Here is a 19,076-nt window from a genome sequence, read left to right on the forward strand (position 1 = left end):
CGCAAAAGCGGGCCCTCTCTGAATCCGCGCAGCGGATTCAGTTCCCCAGAACCTTCGCCAGCGTCTTCTCCAGGTTGGCGCCGCGCAGCTGGGCGCCGCTGGCAACAATCTTCCCGTCTGGCCCGATGAGGAGGGCCTTGGGGATGCTCTTCACGCCGAAGGCCTCGGCCAGCGGGCTCTGGAATCCCTCCTCGATGAAGGCGTGCTTCCAGGGCATGGGTGTGGCGGCCTGCTGGCGGAAGGGCGCGATGTGTTCCACCCGGCGGTCGAAGGACAGCGACAGGAAATCCAGCGAGGCCGACTGGTGCTTGGCCCAGGCGGCGTGCAGGGCGGGCAGTTCGACGCGGCAGTCGGGGCACCAGGTGGCCCAGAAATCGATGAGCACGTAGCGGCCTTTGAAGCTGTCGAGCGTGTACGTGGTCTTGGGATCGCCCAGCGCCTTCACGGTGAAGGCGGGAGCAGGCTTGCCCGGAGCCGTCTTGGCTTCGGCATCCAGGAAGGCCTGGGCGCGTTCAGCCAGGGGCGGGAATTGGGCTTTGATGTCGGCCATGGCCGCCTGCCAGCCCGCTTCATCACCGGCATCCAGGCGGCCCAGGAACTGCTCGAAGAGCAGGGTGCGGCGCAGGCCCGCATCCGGATGTTTGGCGCGGGCTTCCGCGACATAGGGGCCCCAGGTCCGGGGATCCTTCTCAGCGCGGGTCGCCAGCAGACCCGCATCGAGGGTCCAGCAGGACGAGGTGGACGGAACTTCGCGGAGTGTCTGGTCCAGTTGTTCCGCGGTCGGGGTGCCCTTGGCGAGTTGAAGGTGGAAGAGGCGGCTCACCAGCAGGGCCTGTCGGACCTCAGGCCGCTTCTCGGCGGCCAGGCGCGCCTCCAGGTCGGTCAGCTCCTTGGAGCAATCGCCCTTGAAATCTTTCGTGTTGCCGCCGGATTTGACGAAGGCGGCCCGAGCCTCGCTCACAGACTTGGCCTTGGCGCGGGCCGCATCCAGCACGGCCTGAGGCGCCGGAACGGGCGCAGGCGCCTGGAGCGTCGGAAGGCAGAGCAGGAGGGTGGGCAGGGCGAGCAGCATGGGAGCTCCGAGGGAGGTTCCGGCAAGGCTTGAGGATACCTCAAGTGCCGATGCCCATGCCCGCTTCGGTTACCCGTGTAGGCTCTCCACCAAATCCAACCCTTCTTCCGTGCGGCTCAGATACCAGGTCAGGGTCTGCCCATCCACCAGGTGGACGAGGGCCTTGGGGAAGCGCTTCTTCAGGTCGGCCTGGTGGCGGCGGTTGAAGCGGTAGGGCTCCGTGGGCAGGAGGATCACCTGCGGCGCCAGCTGTTCCAGTTCCTCGTCCGACAGCACGGGATAGCGGTCGGGGCCGATGGGCGTGAGTCCACCCTGGCGCAGCAGATCGCCGATGTAGGTATCCGGGCCCGAGGTCATCCAGGGATCCTTCCAGATCATGGCGATGGCCCGGGCGCCCTTGCGGCGGCGCCCCTTCAGGCGAGCCTCCAATGCGGCAGCGCGGGCTTCACCCAGATCAGGTACGCCGAGGCGTTCGCCGAGCTGGCGCAGGCCTGCGATGCAGTCCTTCACGGTGCGGATTTCCAGGGCCAGCCAGGGCAGGCCCAGGGTGGTCAGCGCCTCGGCCACGGCCTTGGGGTTCTCGTCCCGTTCAAGGATCACCAGATCCGGCGCCAGATCGCGGATGCGCTCCAGGTCGGGATCTTTGGTTCCGCCCACGGTGGGCACGGTGTTGCGGATCCAGCGCGGCTCGATGCAGTAGCGGGTGCGACCCACCAGGCGGGCGCCGAGGCCCCACTGCACCAGCAGTTCCGTAACCGAGGGCACCAGGCTCACGATGCGCTGAGGGCCGTCGGTGCTGGGCGTCTGCTGCGTGAACGCGGTGGTGGGCAGATGCGGCGCGACCACGTCGAGCTTCACGCCTGTGTGCGGATCTTTGATTTTGCCCAATCCCGTGGGACAGAGGTCGAGCAGGGAGCAGCCAGCGCAGTCTGGGCGGCGGGCATCGCAGACGCGGCGGCCGTGGAAGATGAGCTGATGGTGGAGCTCGATCCAGTCCTCGCGCGGAAAGAGGCGGCAGAGGTCCGCTTCCACCTTCTCGGGGGTGGTGGCCTTGGACAGGCCCAGGCGCCGTGCTACGCGGAAGATGTGGGTGTCGACGGCCAAGGCGGGCACACCAAAGGCGTTGGCCAGCACCACGTTCGCGGTCTTCTGACCGACGCCCGGGAGGGCACCCAGTTCGGCGGGATCGGAGGGGACTTTGCCGCCGTGCCGCGCCATCAGCGCCTGGCCCAGGCCGAGCAGGTTCTTGGCCTTGTTGTGGTAGAAGCCTGTGGAGCGGATGAGGGCTTCGATCTCCTCCACCCGGGCATTCGCGAGGCTGGCCGCATCCGGGAAGCGGGCGAACAGGGCCGGGGTGGTGAGGTTCACCCGGGCATCCGTGCACTGGGCGCTGAGGATGGTGGCCACCACCAGCTGGAAGGGATCCTGGTGATCCAGGGCGCAGCGGGCGTCGGGGTAGGCGGCCCGCAGCAGCCGCTGGAGATCGCCCGTCTTGAGGCTGGACTTGGACTTGGCTGGGCTCATGGAATCAGCATAAGAGAGCCCCATGCCGATGAGTTGAGCAGGATTCGATAGACTACGAAATTGAGGTGATTCATGCCCACGACGCTGTCCGGGAAGCTCGACTGCCAGGAAACCGCCCGCCACTACCTGGATCTGGTGCGCACCAACATCAAGAAGCTGGGCTTCGCGCCGGGCCTGGGCGTCATCCTCGGCAGCGAGGATGCAGGCAGCGTCACCTACCAGCGCTGGCTCATGAAGGATTGCGAGGATGTGGGCATCAACGCGGCGGATCTCCGTGTGGAGAACGGCATGCAGATGGTGAAGCTCGTGGCGCGGCTCAACCAGGACGAGAAAACCCATGGGGTATTCATCTTCTATCCTCTGCGCTACGCCGAGATCAAGGATGACGAGGTCATGGACCTGGTGGATCCGGGTAAGGACATCGAGGGCCTGCACGCCATCAACATCGGCTTCCTGAACAAGTACCGGAAGCGCATGGACGATGGCACCCAGCACCGCTGCATGACGCCTTGCACGGCGCGGGCCATCGTGAAGACGCTGAAGCGCGGCTTCGGCGAGGCCTGGCTGGCGGGCAAGACCGTGCTGGTGATCAACGACAGCCTGCGCATCGGGCGTCCCCTCACGGCCATGGTGGCCAACCTCAAGGGCACCCCCATCCTCTGCCACGCGGCCACCAACAAGGAGCACCTGGAAGGCTTCATCCGCATGGCCGATGTCATCGTCAGCGCCGTGCCCGCGCCGGGCTACCAGATCAACACCAACTGGATCAAGAACGGAGCCCTCTGCTTCGACCTCAGCGGCGACGGCAACTTCGACTACGAGGCCCTCGAGGCCCGCGGCATCCCCTACACCGACACCACCAAGAACAGCGTGGGCAAGGTCACCCGCGCCATGGCCCTGCTGAACCTCACCTACGCGGCGGGCCTGGGCTGAGTCCGTTCCCAAAGGAAAGCCCGGTAGCCGAGGGCAGGTCCTTAGTTCTCCACTGCGTCGACGACTTCCTGAATGAGGTCGTTGACGCGGATGGCCGTGGGCAGTTCGTCATAGGCCCCAGCGGTGGTGACCACACTCAGATCGAGGGCGGGAACGACGTAGAGGCGCTGCCCGCCGTTGCCGAACCCAGCGTGCCAATCGATGCGCTGGCCATGCCAGGTGGCGGTGCCGTGCCACCACTGGTAGGCATAGCGATAATCGCGCACATCCGTGTCAAAGCGCGGCGTCATCGACTGGGCGATCCAGGCCTGCGGCACGAGCTGGCGGCCCTGCCAGGCTCCGTGGTTCAGCATCAGGCGACCGACCTTGAGCAGGTCGCGGGGCCGCAGGCGCAGCCCATTGAAGGCCATGGCGCGTCCGTGCACATCAGGTACCCAGGCCCAATCCTCGATCTGCAGGGGGCGGAACAGCATCTCGTCGGCGTACTGCTCCAGGGACTGCCCGGTGCCCCGTCGGATGAGCTCCGCCAGCAGCGCGGTGCCGCCGCCGTTGTAGTTGAAGCAGGTGTTCGGCACGGCGGCCTGGGGGTGGCTCAGGACAAAATCCACAAGGTCGCTTTTCCAAAACAGTCGCAGCTCATCGTTGGGGCCCGGCTTGCCTTCCTGCCACTGCAGGCCGCTGGTCATGTTCAGGAGGTCCTCGATGCGGATGGCCTGGTTGGCGGCGGTCCTGCGGTTGCCGTGTTCCGGGAAGGCCGCCCACACGGTCGTCTCGACGGCAGGTACCTTCCCTTGCTCGCGTGCCAGGCCGTAGAGGAGGCTCGTGATGCTTTTGCCGATGGAGCGGACATCCTGCTTGTCGCGGGGCCCGAAACGGTGCCGGGAGGGCAGCAGGGAGTACACCGACTTGTCGGTGCCGCCCTGGTAGTACTCGGCCGCCAGGCAGCCGTGGCGCTCGATGAGCAGGCTGTGCACATTCAGCCTCTTCTCGAACAGGCGATTGGCCACCTGCGTAAGCTGCGCTGGGTTGAGGCCTGCCTGCTGCAGGCTGCCGAGGCTCCAGCCATCCGCAACGGCCGCAGGGGCAGGCCCCACGCGCGGAGATATCGGCCGCAGCAGGCAAACCCACAGGAGCCAAAGCCCCACGCAGGCCAGGGCCAGCCGGAGGAAACGTCGAACGCCTCTGCGCGCGGGTTGGGTCATGCCTGATGATCCTTGAATGGCCTTCACCTGTCCCGGCGATTCTCTGGACGGTCATTCAGGTGGTGTTTAAAACCGGGCTGTGAGCGCCAGCCCCAGGTTGCTGCGGCGCCGTGGTGTCAGACCGCTGGCGAAGGGCTTCTCCAGGTGCTCGCCTTCGACGCTGAGGGCCCAGTTGGGGTGGAAGGCCCAGCCTACGCGCAGCCGGGGGCCGATGTAGGCGCCATCCCCCGAAGGCACTTCGGCCACGGCGCCCAGGGCGATGAAGGTCTTATCGGCCGTGGCATTGGCATCGGCGATGAAGCGGAAGGCGTTGCTGCCGTCATCCCAGTGGCGCAGGCCCAGACCGACGCCCACATGAATACGGGAAAGGTCGCCGGGGTTCTTCAGTTCGATCTCGGTGATGGGTGTGGTGAATTCCGCAGCGGTGGCCTTGGGCTGGCGGATCACCGAGACCATGGCCGCCTGGGCGGATAGGGACATCGCGCAGAGGGGCAGGGCGGACAGAAGGAGCAGGGGCTGGAGGCGTCGCATGGCCTGGTCTACCGCGTTCTGCGGAAAGCGGTTTAGCGGGCCCGCCATTCTGAAGCCAGAAGTCCATAGACCGCGTGATCCACGAAGCGGTCGCCCAGGCGCTCGGTCTGCCGGAGGGTGCCCTCGTGGCGGAAGCCCAGGCGCAAGGGGATGGCCCGGCTGCGGCGGTTGCGGACGCCCGCGCGGATTTCGATGCGGTTGAGCTTCAGGGTGCGGAAGCCGTGGCGGAGCAGGGCCGATACCGAGGCGGTCATGAGACCGTGCCCCTCTGCTTCCTGGTCCAGCCAGTAGCCGATGGCGGCGCTGCGATTCGCGGAATCGATCCAGACAAATCCCGCAATGCCCACCAGCCGCTCCTTCCACCAGAGGCCGAAGGATTGGGCTGCGCCCAGCCGGGCCTGGGCCCGCACCCGGAGGATGAAGGCCCGGGAGTCGAGCACGCTGCGGTTGGCATCGGGCCAGGGCAGCCAGCGTCGCAGCCGCTCGCGATTGGTCTCCACCAAGGCAAAGAGGGCCCGCGCATCACGCAGGTTGAGCGGACGCAGTTCCAGGCCGCGGCCAGCCTTGAGGACTTCGGCCATGGCCCCTCCTACTTGCCCGCGGCATCCTGCAGCGCCGCGGCACGGCCCGCGCGCCACAGCACGAGGAGCTGGTCGAGGAGGCCGCCGAACTCTTCCAGCCGCATGGCATTGGGCCCATCGCTGTGGGCCTTCTCGGGGCACTCGTGCACCTCGAAGAAGAAGCCATCAACGACCGTCGAGGCAGCCCGGGCCAGGGTGGGAATCATCTCCCGGGCGCCGCCGGTGGCGTTGCCGAGGGCGCCGGGTTTCTGCACGCTGTGGGTGGCGTCGAAGATCACCGGGCAGCCGGTCTTGCGCAGGTGAGGGAAGCTCTGGAAATCCACCACCAAGTTGCCGTAGCCGAAGCTGGAGCCGCGCTCGGTGACCCACACCGGGCCATGGCCGGGGACGGACTGGAGTTTCTCCACGCCGTGCTTGAGGTCCCAGGGCGCCAGGAACTGGCCCTTCTTCAGGTTCACGGTGCGGCCCGTGGCGGCGGCGGCCACAAGCAGATCCGTCTGGCGGCAGAGGAAAGCGGGGATCTGGAGCACGTCCACGGCTTCAGCAGCGGGGGCGCACTGGTCGCTCTCATGCACGTCGGTAAGCACAGGCACACCGTAGCGGCTGCGCACCTCGGCGAGGATGTCGAGGCCGTCGGCCATGCCGGGGCCGCGGTGGCTGCCGCCACTGGTGCGGTTGGCCTTGTCGAAGCTGGATTTGTAGATGAAAGGAATGCCCCGGGCCTCGGCCAGGTCCCGCAGGCTCGAAGCCATGAGGTGGGCGTGCTCCCGGCTCTCGATGACACAGGGCCCGGCAATGAGGAAGAAACTCTGGTCAGTGAAGGGGCGGGCGAAATCCATGGTTACCTCGGTCACAAGTTTAACCCCCGTTGGGCCCATTGACGGGTTGTCACCGGTGTTCGGTGTTCCGCTGTCATAATGTGCAAAGGGGATCCCCCGCCTTTTGCCTGGAGCCACTCATGGCGAAGCTGCTGATGGAAGACGACCTCAACCGGCGGTTGGTGGCCCTGCTCCAGCAAGAGGGCCGCATGAGCCATGCGGAACTGGCCGAGCGCCTGGGCGTGAGCCGCCCCACCATCATCGACCGCGTGAAGCGCCTGGAGGCCGATGGCGTGCTGGGCGGCTACGCGGCGCGGGTGACGCCCGCTTCCGTGAACAAACCCACGGTGGCCTTCGTCGCGGTGCGCTACAAGGACAACAACGAGGGTATCGAGCAACGCTTCATCAAGGCCCTCGAAGACGAACCGGACATCCTGGAGGCCCACACCATCGCGGGCGAGGATGCGCTGTTGCTGAAGATCGTGGCGGATACTCCGGCGGGCATCGCCGAGCGCCTGCGCCGCATCCGCGTGCTGGGCCCCATGGTCACCACCCGCACCACCATGGTGCTGGAGACCCACTGGGAGAAGGCCGGGCCGAGCCCCTTCCCCATTGAGAACGCTGCGAAGAAGATCAAGAAGTGATCGCGGCCATCCTGCAACGACCCTCCCGCGCCGTGATTTTTGCGGGCCCCGACGTGGAGCTTGAGCGCGCCCTGGACGGGGCCTGATGCTGGCCTGGCTGGCCTACCTGACAGTGGCTGTGGTGTGGGGTTCCACCTATTTCGCCATCGCGCTGGGGCTGGAATCCTTCACACCCTATGGCATGGTGGCCGTTCGTTTCACGGTGGCTTCGGTGCTGGCCCTGGGCCTGGGCCGGGTGCGCCGCGAACCGCTGCCGCCACTCCGTGAGGTGGGCCATCTCATGGTGGTGGGTGCCCTGTTGCTGGGCGGCTCCAACGCCCTGGTTTCCTACGCGGAGCTGCATGTTTCGACGGGCCCCGTGGCGGTCATGGCGGCGCTGGTGCCGCTCTGGCTCGCCGTGTTCACCATGGCCAAAGAGCCCCTCGGCCCCAAGGGCTGGGTGGGCATTGCGCTGGGCATCGCGGGAGTGGCAGTGTTGGTGTGGCCCAGCAGCGGCGTGCGCATCCACACGGGCGGCCTGGTGGCCATGGTGGCCGCGCCGCTCATCTGGTCCTGGGGCACGCTCCACGGCAAGCACTTCGTCCACGGCGGCGGGCTGATGACCAACGTGGGCATCCAGATGGCCACGGCCGCGGTCATCGGCCTTCTGGTGGCGCCGCTCACGGGCGGGTTCCTGCGGGGGCCTCTCATCCACAAGGCGCTTTACGCAGTGGGCTACCTGGCACTGTTTGGTTCCATGCTCGCCTTCTCCGCCTACATCTACCTGGCCAAGGCCTGGCCCCCGGCGAAGATGGGCACCTATGCCTACCTGAATCCCCTGGTGGCGGTCCTGCTCGGCACGGCGATCCTCCACGAACCCTTCGGGCTGCGCGAGGCCGTTGGCATGGCCGTCATCTTCGCGGCTGTGGCGCTGGTGCAGTTCAGGGCGAGGGTGGCCGTTCCGGTTGAGTAGACGCGTCAGCGGGGCAAGGGCACGTCGGCGATGAGGAAGTTTGCGGGGGCCGGATGGGGGAGCTTCTCTTCAAGGAGTGTGATCTGGCTGTTGACGATGAAGCGGAAGGCCGTCCCCACAACGGCGCCGGTGGTGGGGATCCCACGCAGGCCGGGATGGCCCGCCGCCAGCACCTTGATTGAGCGCAACGCGGTTTCGCCTTCGTTCAGGTCCAGGAGCGCAACGCGTCCCGGAGCGAGACCGTTCTGCACGCCCACCAGCTTGTGGCCGTACCGGCTGAGTCCGTCGATGCCCTGGAGATGCAGGCCCGGAGGAATCTGGATGTCGATGAGACCGCGGTCCGCCAGGGAGAGCCGGTACAGCCCGGGCCCCTGGGCGCCCACCAGCAGGCCCTGGCCATCGCGGGTGAGCACGATCCCATTGGGGTACCCGAGGGTTCCGGGCGGCAGCAGCGCCTCCAGCAGATCCTGCTCCGGCGGCAGCCGGAGCACGGTGCCCGCTTCGGAATCCGTGACATAGACGGTCCCGTCCTCCGCCAAGGCCATGTCGTTGAAGAGGTGCTTGCCCGGGGCGGTGCAGGGCACGCGGCGCACCACGCGGCCCGTGTCCAGGTCGGCCGCGAGGAGCGCAGAGTGTTCGGCGGCGCCCGGCTCCAGTCCGCCGCGGCCCGGTGTGCCTTGGGAGGCGATCCACAGCAGCCGCCGAGTGGAATCAATCTTCAAACCCAAGGTGCTCCAGGGGCCGGCGGGGTCAGGTTCGAGAAACCAGCGGTAGGCGCCGCTGCGCTCCAGGACCAGCACCCCTCCGTGCAGAAGGCTGCTCAGGAAGGTGCGCCCCGTGGTCGGATCCACGGCCACGCCTTCGGGGAAAAGATCCGGCAGGGGCAGGCTCGCCGCGATTCGGATGGAACCCACCACAGGCCGTCGTTGGAGCTTCAGGTGCAGGGCCTTGAAGGCGGGGTCGGTGGCGGCCTCGAAGCCGGGGTCCATGGCCTCTAATTTCCTGAGGCATGTGGTGGCCTGCGATCTGCGGCCTGCCTGTGTCAGGGCCATGGCCTTGAGATACAGCAGGCCCGGATCCTTTTGGACCACCGCTGTGTGCTGCTCGAGCAGTGCCAGTGCCGCCTGGGGATCAGGCTCATCCAGTGCCCTCGAAATGGCGGCGTAGACGGACCGGAATGCTTCTTTGGTCGGCGCGGTGGCCTGGCCCCAGGCTGTCTCGGCTCCCAGGAGGAACAGGGCCACGAGGAGCGCCCGCTTCCCTGGAGCCCTGAGCATCACTTTGCCTCTTCCTGCTGGAACAACCGCCACGCGACACCACCCAGGATCAGCAGCGCCAATCCGGCCACCCAGGGCATCCAGGGCCTGGCGCGTTGATCGGCGCCTTCCCGGTGGGGGATGCCCTGGTCGTCGGGTTGGCTGGGGCCGAGGGCGAGCGGTGTGGTGGCAGCGAGGGTGCGGATGGATGGCAGGGCGCCGAGGCTGCCGGGTGCGGGCTTGATCTCGCCGCCCAGATGCAGCGCGTAGGCCTGTCCTGCTTCGGCAGGGAAAAGGAGGGTCTGCCGCCGCACGAGCACCCGCACGCTGAGAGGCGTGGCGCCCTCGGGCAGGGTGAGCGTGAGCGTCTTCGCCTCCACGGGCTGCAGGGCGATGCGGCTGGACCGCGTGTTGAGGGCCGGAAGGTTCCACACCAGGTCACTGCCATACCAGGTGCGGAATTCCTCCGGGCCTTCGCCGATGCGAATCTCGGGCTGCAAGGGCGCGACGGGTGGCGCGAGCTGGAGTTCGAGGCCGACGATGCGCTCGCTCTCAGGCAGATTCAGGCGCCAGGTGTGGGGCTTGCCGGGTTCTGGTGCGAGGGCGCCCTCCAGGGCCAGTTCGGTTTCAAGGGCTTCGGGCCGGGTTTCGGCGCGGGCTGTGAGACCGCGGATGTGAGGCGCTTCGCCCTGTGAGGCCAGCAGGGTCAGGCGGTAGCGGTGGCCATCCCAGGGCAGGTCCAACTGACGCCGACTGCCGGAGGGCGACAGGTCGTAGAGGTGCAGCGGCGAAGGGGGATCGTAGGCGATGAAGCCACCGCCGTCGCGCTGCCTTTCGGCCTTCACCTGGGCCACCCAGGGAGCGGTGCCTTGAAGATCCCATTCCAGGCGCAGGTTTTCCCGTTCACCCACCTGCCAGCCCTCGGGCAGCTTCAGCGAGAATTCGGCCGTGGGGCGGCCCATGGAATCCTTGCCGAGCAGCAGGTGCTCCAGGGGCAGCGAGCGGGATTCCCAAAGACCTTCGCGGGCGATGAGGAAGGGCACGCTGCGTCCGGCCGCATCGCCGATCCAGGCCTCCTTGATTTGCCGCTGGGCCCCGGCATCCAGGGACAGGCGGGCCCAGCCACTGGCGGGCGCGGGACCGATGGGGCGGCGGTGCAAGGCGGCCCGGTCCTCGCGGACACAGGCCAGGCTGGCCAGGAGCAGCAGCGCAGCGGCGGGTCTCATGAGGCGCTCCCGGGCTGCTTGCGGTTGGCGACGATGGCGGCGGCCATGCCGATGGCGCCCACGCCCAGGAAGGCCAGGGCGCGCAGGGGCGTGTTGGCCGTGGAGAGATCGGCAGCAATGAGCTTGAAGCTGGCGATGCCCATCCACACATAGCCTGCGGCCATGAGTGCGCGGCGGGCGCTGCCTTCCATGCGCAGGCCGCGGATCCACTGCCAGGCGCCGGACAGCGCCCACACCAGCGTCATGGCGATGGAGGCCGCCCGCGTGGGCCCGTAGCTGTAGCCCAGCGAAACATCCGGGGTTTGGAGTTGTAGGACCAGGCGGCTGGCCTCGAAGGCCAGGGTGATGTTGGCGGTGACTTCCAGGGCCAGGAAGGCGAGCACACCCAGGGCACCGCCGCGCCGCGCAAGCAGGAACCAGGCAGCAGAAGCCAGGGCACCCTCGGCGAAGACAGTGTTGAGGAAGGGGGTGAGGGGCCGGTAGCTGAAGAAGAGGACATCGCCGCCGTGGAAGGCCCAGCGGCAGGTGGTGGCCAGCGCCAGGGCCGCGGCCAGCCAGCGCAGGGCCGCGGCTTCCTCGGCGAAGTCGCTGTCCTCGGCCTTGAGTGAGGCCCAGGCCAGACCCAGGGCGAAGGCGCCCCAGAGCGGCCCGACCCAGCGCCAGGCCAGGGCCACGGGCACGGCCAGGGCCAGGTGACCCACCGTCAGGGCCAGCAGGCCCCAGTCGGCGCGGCGTCCATCCAGCCGCTCGCGCAGCGGTTTCACCAGGGCCAGGTTGAGGGCTGCCACGCCGAGGATGGGCAGGGCGAAGGTTTCCGCCGTGAGGTCCATCCGTTTCCATATGAGCCAGCCGTAGGTGGTGGCCAGGATGGAGGCCACCAGCCACAGCACCGTGGGGGTTCCGGGCGTTTCTTCGGTGCGAGGCAGCCAGGCCCAGAGCCCCGCCAGCAGAAGGTGGAGGACGAGCAGCAGGGCCAGCAGGGCAGCATCAGGCTTGAGGACTTCGGCGCAGGTCGGGAGCAGGAGCAGCCACACGCCCAGCAGAGCCGTCCAGCGTGCGCCGTGCCAGGTGCCGCCCCTGCGGGCCAGGTAGGGCACCGCCAGAGTGGCGGCCATGAGCACCGCGAGGTAGATGGCCAGGGCCACCTCGTGGTGGCCGCCCTGGCTGAAGACGATGGGCGCGATGAGACCCGAGACCAGCGCCACGGTGAGGGCGCCGCCGCTGCGGCCCCGCGCGGCCAGGGCACCGGCCACCAGCGTGACCAGGGCCGTGGCTGCGAGGCCTATGGGCGCCGCATAGAAGTGGTATTCCATCGCCCCGGCCCGGAAGGTGAACTGCAGGGTACCCAGGCCCGCCAGCAGCAGGGAGATGCCCAGGCGGCGGCTGTCGCCCAGGATCAGCTTCGCGGCGAAGGCGCTGATGCCGCCGCCCACCAGCAGGCCCAGGACAAAGCGGATCTCCGGTCCCACCCAGCCCTGCTGGATGGCCCAGCGGAAGAAGAAGATGGCCCCCAGCAGGAAGATGGAGGCGCCGATGCCCGCGATCCACACCACGGGAGAAATCTCCTTGCGCGGTGTGGCGGGGCGCACCACCGGACGGGGCTGCGGCGCGCGGGATGCGGCGTTGGGCGCGGCGGGTTGCGGTGCGGCCTGAGGTGCCACGGCGGCTTGCTGCCGTTGGAGCAGCCATGCGACCTGAGCCTCCAGCCGGGCGACCCGATCTGTCAGGTCTGGAGGAAGGGCCGGATCCTGGGGATCTTGGGATTCCATGGGAACTCCATACGGAAGCGTATGGAATCATCCAGCCAGGGCCAAGTCCCTGTCAAGGGCGTTCCACCATTCGTGGTTTCAGCCGCAGACGCGGTTGCGTCCCTCGGCCTTGGCCTTGTAGAGGGCCAGATCGGCGCGGGCCATCAGGCGTTCAATCGTGTCCTCTGGGCCTTCCCACATGGCTAGGCCGATGCTCAGCGTCATTCGATCATGGTCAGGCAGCCCGGGAATGGGATCCATCATCACCTGCTCGCGCAGGCGATCCGCCAGGGCCCGGGCCCCGTCCAGGTCGGTCTGCGGGCAGTAGGCCAGGAATTCCTCGCCGCCGATGCGCCCGAGCTGATCGACCTTGCGCAGCCCGAAGGCCATGCGCTGGGCCATGACGCTGAGCACCTGATCGCCAGCGGCGTGGCCGAAGCGGTCATTGACTGCCTTGAAGTGGTCGAGGTCCATGAGCATGATGGACACGCCCTGTCCAAACCGGCCGCATTGGTTCAGCTCCATGCCCAGCATGTCGAGGATGTGGCGGCGGTTGTAGAGGCCGGTGAGCGGATCGCGGATGGCCTGGTGGTAGAGGCGCAGCCGGGAATCCTCCAGGCTCAACAGGCGGCCCAGTTCCTCGGCGGCGATCTCGAAGAGGCGTTCAAATTCCTCGGCGGCGCGCCGCTCGGTGATGAACGCAAGGGAACCCACAGACGGGTAGCCGGGCGTGGCCGCGGAGAAGTGGCGGAGCACGGGGTCACGCAGGCTCCGGCGGCGGTCATCATCATCCGCCACGTGTTCCCAGTGACAGCCTCTGGGCGGCTGAAAGAGCCCCTGCTCGGCCACATGCTTCTCCAGAGCCCCCCGATCCTCCTCAGAGGTGGAGGACCCATGCACCCCCTGGCACCACAGACCCTCTTCGCCCAGGTAGGCCACGATGAGCGCGCCCGGCAGGACCAGCTCCTGCAGGATCTCGATGAAGCCCTGGATGAGGCGCTGGGTGTCGTGGTCCGAGGTGTAGAGGCGGGCGATGGAGTCGCGCAGGGCCGTTTCCACGAGGCGCTGTTCCAGGGCCTGGGACAGGCGCCGTTGAATGGCATCCACCCCGAAGTTCTCCTGGGCCAGCTTGGGCGTGGCGTGGGCGGTCCGGGGACGACTGGAAAGGCGGGCCAGGGATTCGGCCACTTCCACCACGTGATCGAGATCCCGCCCCTTCACCAGGAAGCGGTCGGCGCCGCAGGTCTTGGCCCAGAACCGCGCCAGGCCGGTGCCCTGAGCTGTGAGCAACAGGACAGGCAGGTGCCGCGTTGCGCGGTCATCCTTCACCAGACGACAGAACTGGTAGCCATCCAGCAGCGGCATGACGCAGTCGCTCACCACCACATCCGGGAACTCCGTGGCCAGCACGATGAGGGCCTCCGCGCCGTTGCGGGCCTCGATGGTGGTGTGTCCATGGCGCTGGAAGAGGTGCCGGAGCAGGCTCAGCTGGATGGGGTTGTCATCCACCAGGAGGACCTGGAGGGATGGGCGACCATTCGCGGCGGCGTTTGTCATAGACTCCACGTTATCGATCCAAGAGGTGTCGCCCATGAGATCAGCGGGCCCTCGAGGGAATGCCATGCCCGTGGGATGCTGGGGCAGGAGGAGCCTCCATCATGACCGCGGGCATCGAAAAGCGACAGGGGACGCGACTTTGAGCGCAGGGAATCGCTAGCCATGGAAGCGCCGCTGCTGCTGGCGTTGGCTCGCGCCTGGGGGCGGGAGCGGGGCGACTTGCCGTTGGATGGTGTCTGGGCCTCCAGCCGCGCTGTGGGTTTGAGGTGGGCTGGCCGGAAACAGGCCGAGGGCTGGGTGCTGCTGTTGCAGCCCAAACCGGAGCTGTGGCTCTTGGCGGTGGAGCACCCGGCCTGGAAGCGCCTGCAGGCCGAGGCGCCCAAGGACAGCGCCAAACTTTGGGGCCCCTGGTTCCAGGGGGCCCGTCTTCGCGAGGTCCAGGGTGATCCGCGGGAGCGCTGGCTGGGCCTGGTCTTCCAGCGCCGCGCCATCACCGGTCGGCTCGAAACCCTGCGCCTGGCTTTCCAGGCCATTCCAGGCCGCCCCGGCATCCGTGTGGATGGATTGGATACCCAAGTGCCGCGCCTGGGCCTGGGTTCACCTTTTCCCTCCGCCGCGCCCGAGCCCGTGGAAGACACGCCACCCTTCCGCCGCTGGCGGGAACGCTGGGCCGACAGGCTCGACATGGCCCTGGCGGGCCTGGAGCCGGAAGTGCTGGAAGGCGAAGGGGGCCTTCTGGAGCGGCACCGGGCCTGGTCTGAAGCTCGCGCGGAGTCGCTGATCCTGGGTCCCGCCCTGGCGGCGGCGGAGCGCAAACGGCAGGTGGAATCCGCGCGGCTGGATCGCCTGGGCCAGGCCTTGGGCCGAGACCGGGCCAAGCACGAAGCGCAGATCCCGCTCAAGGATCTGGCCCGCAGGGTGTCCGCGGAGCTCTACCGTTTGAAGGGCGCCACCCGGGAAGTGCAGTTGCTTGAGGGGGAGCGAGTCGCCCTGCCCGAGGGGGCTTCCGCAGAACACGCAGTGCAGGGCTGGTTCACCGCCGCCAAGAAGGCCGAGCGCGGATTGGCGCGGGTGGCTGAGTTAGAGGCCGAGTTGGCACGGGAACGGGCCGCCTGGGCCGCACGGGCCCCGCTGGAGGCCGAGGGCCTTGCGCCGGAGCTGTCTGCTGCGCGACAAACAAAGGAGAAGGCGAAGGGGAAGGCCCCGGCCAAGGAGAAGGGGGCGAAACGGATGCAGGCGGACGGCGGCAAGCGCAAGGATGGCAAGGGCACGGCGTTCCGCAGTGTCATGGTGGATGGCTTTGAGGTGCTCATCGGCAAGGGTGATGCGGAGAACGATCAGCTCACCTTCAAGGTGGCCGACAACCTCGACTTCTGGCTGCACGTGGCCAGCGTCCCGGGCAGCCACGTGGTGATCCGCAATCCAGACAAGCTGAGCGAGCTGCCGCGCACCGTCATCGAGCGTGCCGCCGAACTGGCCGCCTACCACAGCAAGGCCCGTGATGGCGGCAAGGTGGAAGTGCACCTCGCCCGCATCGCCGATATCAGCAAACCGCGCGGCTACGCAGCCGGAAAAGTCATCCTCAAAAAGTGGACGGGGATTCGTGTGTACCCCAAGCCCTGATAGGGGTTTGACTTCAAAAGCTAAGGAACACCACCAAGGCGCCAAGACACCAAGAAAACCAGAGCCGCTATTCATGCAGTTCTTGGCGCCTTGGTGGTGAAAGTCCATTTCTGTTGGATTGAACGCAACCTGGTATGAGGGCAATCCGCGGCATTCGCGGTTAACCCTTTTTTCGTGGTTACTCCGCTTTCACGGCGAAGGGTTTGAAGCCGGCCTTCTTCAGCTTCTCGGTGGCCTTGTCGATGGTGGCGCGGTCGGCGGGCTTGGCCAGGCGCACCTTCAGCTGGCCTTTGTCCTTCACGGTGGTGGTGGCGAAACCGGCGGCCTTGGCTTTGTCGGCGGCCTTCTTGGCCTCGGCGGCATCGGCGGTGGCCACGAGCTGGAGGGTCCAGGTGTCCGCTTCGGCAGGTTTTTCAGGGGCCGCAGCCTCAGGTTTGGCCGGTTCCTTCGCGGCGGTGGCATCCACCTTCTGGGTGGGCACCAGCTTGTCGGGACCATCGCCCTCGAAAACCTTGAGCTGATCCAGGAGGGGCTCGGGCAGATCCTTCAGTTCCTCCTCCACACCTTTCTGCGCGGGGCGTCGCAGCGCCGCACTCTGCTTGCCCACCTGCACGCCGAGCACGAAGGCCAGCGTGAGCAGGCCTACGCCTACGCCCGCCACCCAGAGGATGGACTGGCTGCCGATGCTGATCTGGTCGCGGTGGTTCATCACGGACACAGCCTAACGCCTTCGAGCAAGGCCACGAACTGGGCACCGCTGCTGGCAGGGGCGCTCACCAGCACCTGGGCGGCTGGTTCCAGCAGGGCCGCGGCCAGCAGCTGGCCGCCGGAGCCCCCGAACTCGCCCCATAGCAGCTTGGGGTGGTGGGCGGTGGGCCAATGGGGCTGGGTTTCTGCGAGGCCCGCCTCCAGGGCATCGAGGCGGGGAGAGCCGCTGGCACCGCCGACGCGGCGCTCTGGCTGGCAGGGCCCGAGGAGGGCGGCCGCCTTTTGCAGGGCAGACAGGCCATCCGCTTTGGTGGGATTGGCGCCAGAGCGGGAGGCCAGGCTGCGCAGCAGGGCCCGGGGCCTGGCCCCGCGGGCTTCCGCGTGACTCCGGGATTCCAGCAGGAAGGCCTGGGCTCCCTCGCCGGGGAGGAAGCCCCGGCCTGAACCAAGTTCGGGGTGGCCTTGCCGATCCAGCAGCCGTGCGCCTCCGCAGAGATCGAGCAGCAGCGGGAAGAGGCCGTCGGCGCCCACCACCAGGGCCACATCCGCCATGCCCGCATGGATCCAGCGTGCGGCTTGTTCCAGGGCGGAGAAGGTGGCGTTCTCCCGGTCCACGAAGGTGGCGCTGGGCCCCTTCAGGCCGAAGGCCAGGGCCAGGTGGCCGCTGGCGGCATTGGCCACGGTGTTGGGGAAGACCATGGGCGAGGCGCCTTCGGGGCCCCGTTGGAGGTAGGGCCGCATGAAGGTTTCGCTGGCCTCGCTGCCGCCCGTGAGGGTGCCCACGGCCACGGCGACGCGTGTGTCTCTGCCATTCGCATCGGCCTTGGGATCGAATCCCGCGTCGGCGAAGGCCTGGTGGGCGGCCACCCAGGCGAAGCGGCTGGGGCGATCCAGGCGCCGCAGCTGCATGGGCGGGATGATGCCCGCCGCGCTGAAGCCGGTGCAGGCCGCACCGCGACCCTGACCCAGGGATTCAGGAAGGTCGGCGAAGCAGGATGTCCCAGAGGCGAGACCGGCGCGTGCGGCCTCCACGCCGTCGCCGCAGGGCAACACCAGGCCCAGGCCTGTGATGACGAGTTCGTCGGGGGCGCTCATGCACCCTCCCAGCGGGCGAGGAGCAGGCTCACGTTGTTGCCCCCGAAGGCGAACGCGTTCACCAGGGCTGCCCGCACCCGGCGTTCTTTGGCCTGGAGGGGTGTGCAGTCCAAATCGCAGATGGGATCAGGATCCTCCAGCCGCAGGGTGGGGCTCACCACCTGGTCGCGCAGGGCCAGGATGGCCGCGGCGGCGCCGAAGGCTCCGGCGGAGCCCAGGGTGTGGCCGAACTGGCTCTTCGTGCTGGTGACCGACACGGCCTCGGCTGCCGCGCCCAGGGCCCGGCGGATGGCCAGGCATTCGGCGCCGTCATTGGCCGGGGTGGCGGTGCCATGGGCGGAGACCAGATCCACGGCTTCGGCCTCGCGACGGCCCGTGCGCAGGGCCATGCCCATGGCCCGGGCGGCACCCTCGCCCTCGGGATGCGGGGCCGTGGGGTGGTGGGCGTCCATGCTGGCGCCGTAGCCCAGCACTTCGGCATAGATGGTGGCGCCTCGGGCCCGGGCGCTCTCCAGGGTTTCCAGCAGGATCTGCACGGCGCCTTCGCCCAGATTCAGGCCTGCGCGGTCGCGGCTGAAGGGACGGCACTTCTGCGCATCCACGGCCTTGAGACAGGAGAAGCCCGCGTAGGTGGTGCGGCAAAGGCTTTCAGCGCCCCCGGCCACCGCCAGATCCAGCTCCCCGGCAGCGAGGCGCTCCCAGGCCTGGCCCAGGGCCAGGAGGCTGGAGGAGCAGGCGTTCATGATGGTGCTGCGGGGGCCCTCGGCGCCCAGGCGGCAGGCCAGGGCATCGGTGACCACGCAGGGGCTCTGGTAGGCGGGCTCCGCCGCCTGGCCCCGGCGACCGGCGAGTCGGGCTTCCAAGTAGGCCTCGGCCACCGGCAGGCCGCTGGTGCCCGCCCCCTGGAACACGCCCACCCGGGCGGGATCGCCCAGGAATCGGTAGCCCTCCAGGGCCTCCTCCAGTGCCTTCAGGGCCATGTGTTCGCAGAGGGTCTGGTGGCGCAGAGGCGCCAAGCCTATCTCGTCGGCCACCTGGCCCGCCACCTGGGCGGGTTCCAGGGGCAGGGTCAACCGGGTGAGGGGCCCCAGGCCATCCTTGCCTTTCAGCATGGCGGCCCAGGTGGCTTCCCGCTCTGGGGCCAGGGAGGACAGCAGCCCCAGGCCGGTGACGACGACGCGGTGAGAAGGCTGCATCATAGGCGCTTCACCAGCAGGGAGGCGGTGCAGAGCTCGCGCCCCTCGCAGCTCACGGTGCCTCGGAGCTTCATGAGGCCCGCGAAGGCGCCCTCGGCCTGGACTTCCAGGCGCAGGCGGTCACCGGGTAGGGCTGGGGCCTTGAAGCGGGCGTCCTGCACTCCGGCCAGGAAGATGGCGGCGCCATGGAGGGATTCGGCCTCCAGGAAGCCGCCGGCCTGGGCCAGCATCTCCAGCAGCAGCACGCCCGGCACCAGGGGGTGGCCCTGGAAGTGCCCCTGCAGGTAGGGTTCGCCTTGGGTGACGAGCTTTTCCGCCACCACGCGGACCCCGGGTTCCCGCTCCAGGACACGGTCCACCAGCAGGAAGGGGTAGCGGTGCGGCAGGTGGGCCGGGATGTCGGTCATCTG

18 protein-coding genes are annotated in these 19,076 nt (G+C 68.2%); 4 read left to right on the top strand and 14 right to left on the bottom strand.

Going from position 1 to position 19,076, the window contains the following annotated elements; translation table 11 throughout:
* Positions 1-37: 37 nt before the first annotated feature.
* The gene (locus Q9293_RS01455; protein WP_306249391.1) at positions 38-1,072 is read right to left on the bottom strand and encodes a TlpA disulfide reductase family protein; all 1,035 of its coding nucleotides are present in this window, start codon (positions 1,070-1,072) and stop codon (positions 38-40) included.
* A 69-nt stretch (positions 1,073-1,141) separates the two neighbouring features.
* Positions 1,142-2,596: an endonuclease III gene (gene nth, locus Q9293_RS01460; protein WP_306249392.1), complete on the bottom strand. Its 1,455-nt coding sequence runs from the start codon at positions 2,594-2,596 to the stop codon at positions 1,142-1,144.
* Positions 2,597-2,668: 72 nt separating this feature from the next.
* Between nth and Q9293_RS01465 the strand changes: the two genes are divergently transcribed.
* Positions 2,669-3,529, top strand: coding sequence for a bifunctional 5,10-methylenetetrahydrofolate dehydrogenase/5,10-methenyltetrahydrofolate cyclohydrolase (locus tag Q9293_RS01465; RefSeq protein ID WP_306249393.1), 861 nt, complete (start codon positions 2,669-2,671; stop codon positions 3,527-3,529).
* A gap of 41 nt (positions 3,530-3,570) precedes the next feature.
* On the opposite strand, the gene Q9293_RS01470 is transcribed toward Q9293_RS01465, so the two are convergent.
* The 4 genes from Q9293_RS01470 to kdsA form a co-directional block, all read right to left on the bottom strand.
* Complete coding sequence (locus tag Q9293_RS01470) at positions 3,571-4,731, bottom strand: serine hydrolase (RefSeq protein ID WP_306249394.1); 1,161 nt, start codon at positions 4,729-4,731, stop codon at positions 3,571-3,573.
* 66 nt (positions 4,732-4,797) lie between these two features.
* Positions 4,798-5,262: a hypothetical protein gene (locus tag Q9293_RS01475; RefSeq protein WP_306249395.1), complete on the bottom strand. Its 465-nt coding sequence runs from the start codon at positions 5,260-5,262 to the stop codon at positions 4,798-4,800.
* A 32-nt stretch (positions 5,263-5,294) separates the two neighbouring features.
* Positions 5,295-5,843: a GNAT family N-acetyltransferase gene (locus Q9293_RS01480; RefSeq protein WP_306249396.1), complete on the bottom strand. Its 549-nt coding sequence runs from the start codon at positions 5,841-5,843 to the stop codon at positions 5,295-5,297.
* 8 nt (positions 5,844-5,851) lie between these two features.
* Entirely contained in the window at positions 5,852-6,682 is an 831-nt protein-coding gene (kdsA, locus tag Q9293_RS01485; protein ID WP_306249397.1) for a 3-deoxy-8-phosphooctulonate synthase, read from the bottom strand.
* A gap of 119 nt (positions 6,683-6,801) precedes the next feature.
* Between kdsA and Q9293_RS01490 the strand changes: the two genes are divergently transcribed.
* Positions 6,802-7,305 carry an Lrp/AsnC family transcriptional regulator gene (locus tag Q9293_RS01490; RefSeq protein WP_306249398.1) on the top strand — a complete coding sequence of 168 codons (504 nt, stop codon included), beginning with the start codon at positions 6,802-6,804 and terminating at the stop codon, positions 7,303-7,305.
* A gap of 85 nt (positions 7,306-7,390) precedes the next feature.
* Positions 7,391-8,257, top strand: a complete 867-nt coding sequence (locus Q9293_RS01495) for an EamA family transporter (protein WP_306249399.1) — start codon at positions 7,391-7,393, stop codon at positions 8,255-8,257.
* Positions 8,258-8,262: 5 nt separating this feature from the next.
* On the opposite strand, the gene Q9293_RS01500 is transcribed toward Q9293_RS01495, so the two are convergent.
* The 4 genes from Q9293_RS01500 to Q9293_RS01515 form a co-directional block, all read right to left on the bottom strand.
* Positions 8,263-9,537 carry a hypothetical protein gene (locus Q9293_RS01500; protein WP_306249400.1) on the bottom strand — a complete coding sequence of 425 codons (1,275 nt, stop codon included), beginning with the start codon at positions 9,535-9,537 and terminating at the stop codon, positions 8,263-8,265.
* Positions 9,534-10,739 (bottom strand): hypothetical protein, encoded by a 1,206-nt coding sequence (locus Q9293_RS01505; protein WP_306249401.1) that lies wholly within the window; start codon positions 10,737-10,739, stop codon positions 9,534-9,536. Before Q9293_RS01505 ends, Q9293_RS01500 begins: the two co-directional genes overlap by 4 nt.
* Positions 10,736-12,508 (bottom strand): DUF2339 domain-containing protein, encoded by a 1,773-nt coding sequence (locus Q9293_RS01510; RefSeq protein WP_306249402.1) that lies wholly within the window; start codon positions 12,506-12,508, stop codon positions 10,736-10,738. Before Q9293_RS01510 ends, Q9293_RS01505 begins: the two co-directional genes overlap by 4 nt.
* A gap of 78 nt (positions 12,509-12,586) precedes the next feature.
* Positions 12,587-14,044, bottom strand: a complete 1,458-nt coding sequence (locus Q9293_RS01515; RefSeq protein WP_306249403.1) for a diguanylate cyclase — start codon at positions 14,042-14,044, stop codon at positions 12,587-12,589.
* Between the two features lie 162 nt (positions 14,045-14,206).
* Between Q9293_RS01515 and Q9293_RS01520 the strand changes: the two genes are divergently transcribed.
* Positions 14,207-15,667, top strand: coding sequence for an NFACT RNA binding domain-containing protein (locus Q9293_RS01520; RefSeq protein ID WP_306249404.1), 1,461 nt, complete (start codon positions 14,207-14,209; stop codon positions 15,665-15,667).
* 178 nt (positions 15,668-15,845) lie between these two features.
* Here Q9293_RS01520 and Q9293_RS01525 read toward each other — a convergent pair whose 3' ends face one another.
* From Q9293_RS01525 to fabZ, 4 genes are read right to left on the bottom strand one after another with little or no spacing between them, the layout of a single operon-like run.
* Positions 15,846-16,376: an SPOR domain-containing protein gene (locus Q9293_RS01525; RefSeq protein WP_306249405.1), complete on the bottom strand. Its 531-nt coding sequence runs from the start codon at positions 16,374-16,376 to the stop codon at positions 15,846-15,848.
* On the bottom strand, positions 16,376-17,470 hold the full coding sequence (locus Q9293_RS01530; RefSeq protein WP_306249406.1) for a beta-ketoacyl synthase N-terminal-like domain-containing protein: 1,095 nt from the start codon (positions 17,468-17,470) through the stop codon (positions 16,376-16,378). The genes Q9293_RS01525 and Q9293_RS01530 overlap by 1 nt, the downstream gene beginning before the upstream one ends.
* Positions 17,467-18,669 (bottom strand): beta-ketoacyl synthase, encoded by a 1,203-nt coding sequence (locus Q9293_RS01535; RefSeq protein WP_306249407.1) that lies wholly within the window; start codon positions 18,667-18,669, stop codon positions 17,467-17,469. Before Q9293_RS01535 ends, Q9293_RS01530 begins: the two co-directional genes overlap by 4 nt.
* Positions 18,666-19,073, bottom strand: coding sequence for a 3-hydroxyacyl-ACP dehydratase FabZ (fabZ, locus tag Q9293_RS01540; RefSeq protein ID WP_306249408.1), 408 nt, complete (start codon positions 19,071-19,073; stop codon positions 18,666-18,668). The genes Q9293_RS01535 and fabZ overlap by 4 nt, the downstream gene beginning before the upstream one ends.
* Between the last annotated feature and the right edge of the window lie 3 nt (positions 19,074-19,076).

This window comes from Geothrix sp. PMB-07 (assembly GCF_030758935.1).
GTDB lineage: Bacteria > Acidobacteriota > Holophagae > Holophagales > Holophagaceae > Geothrix.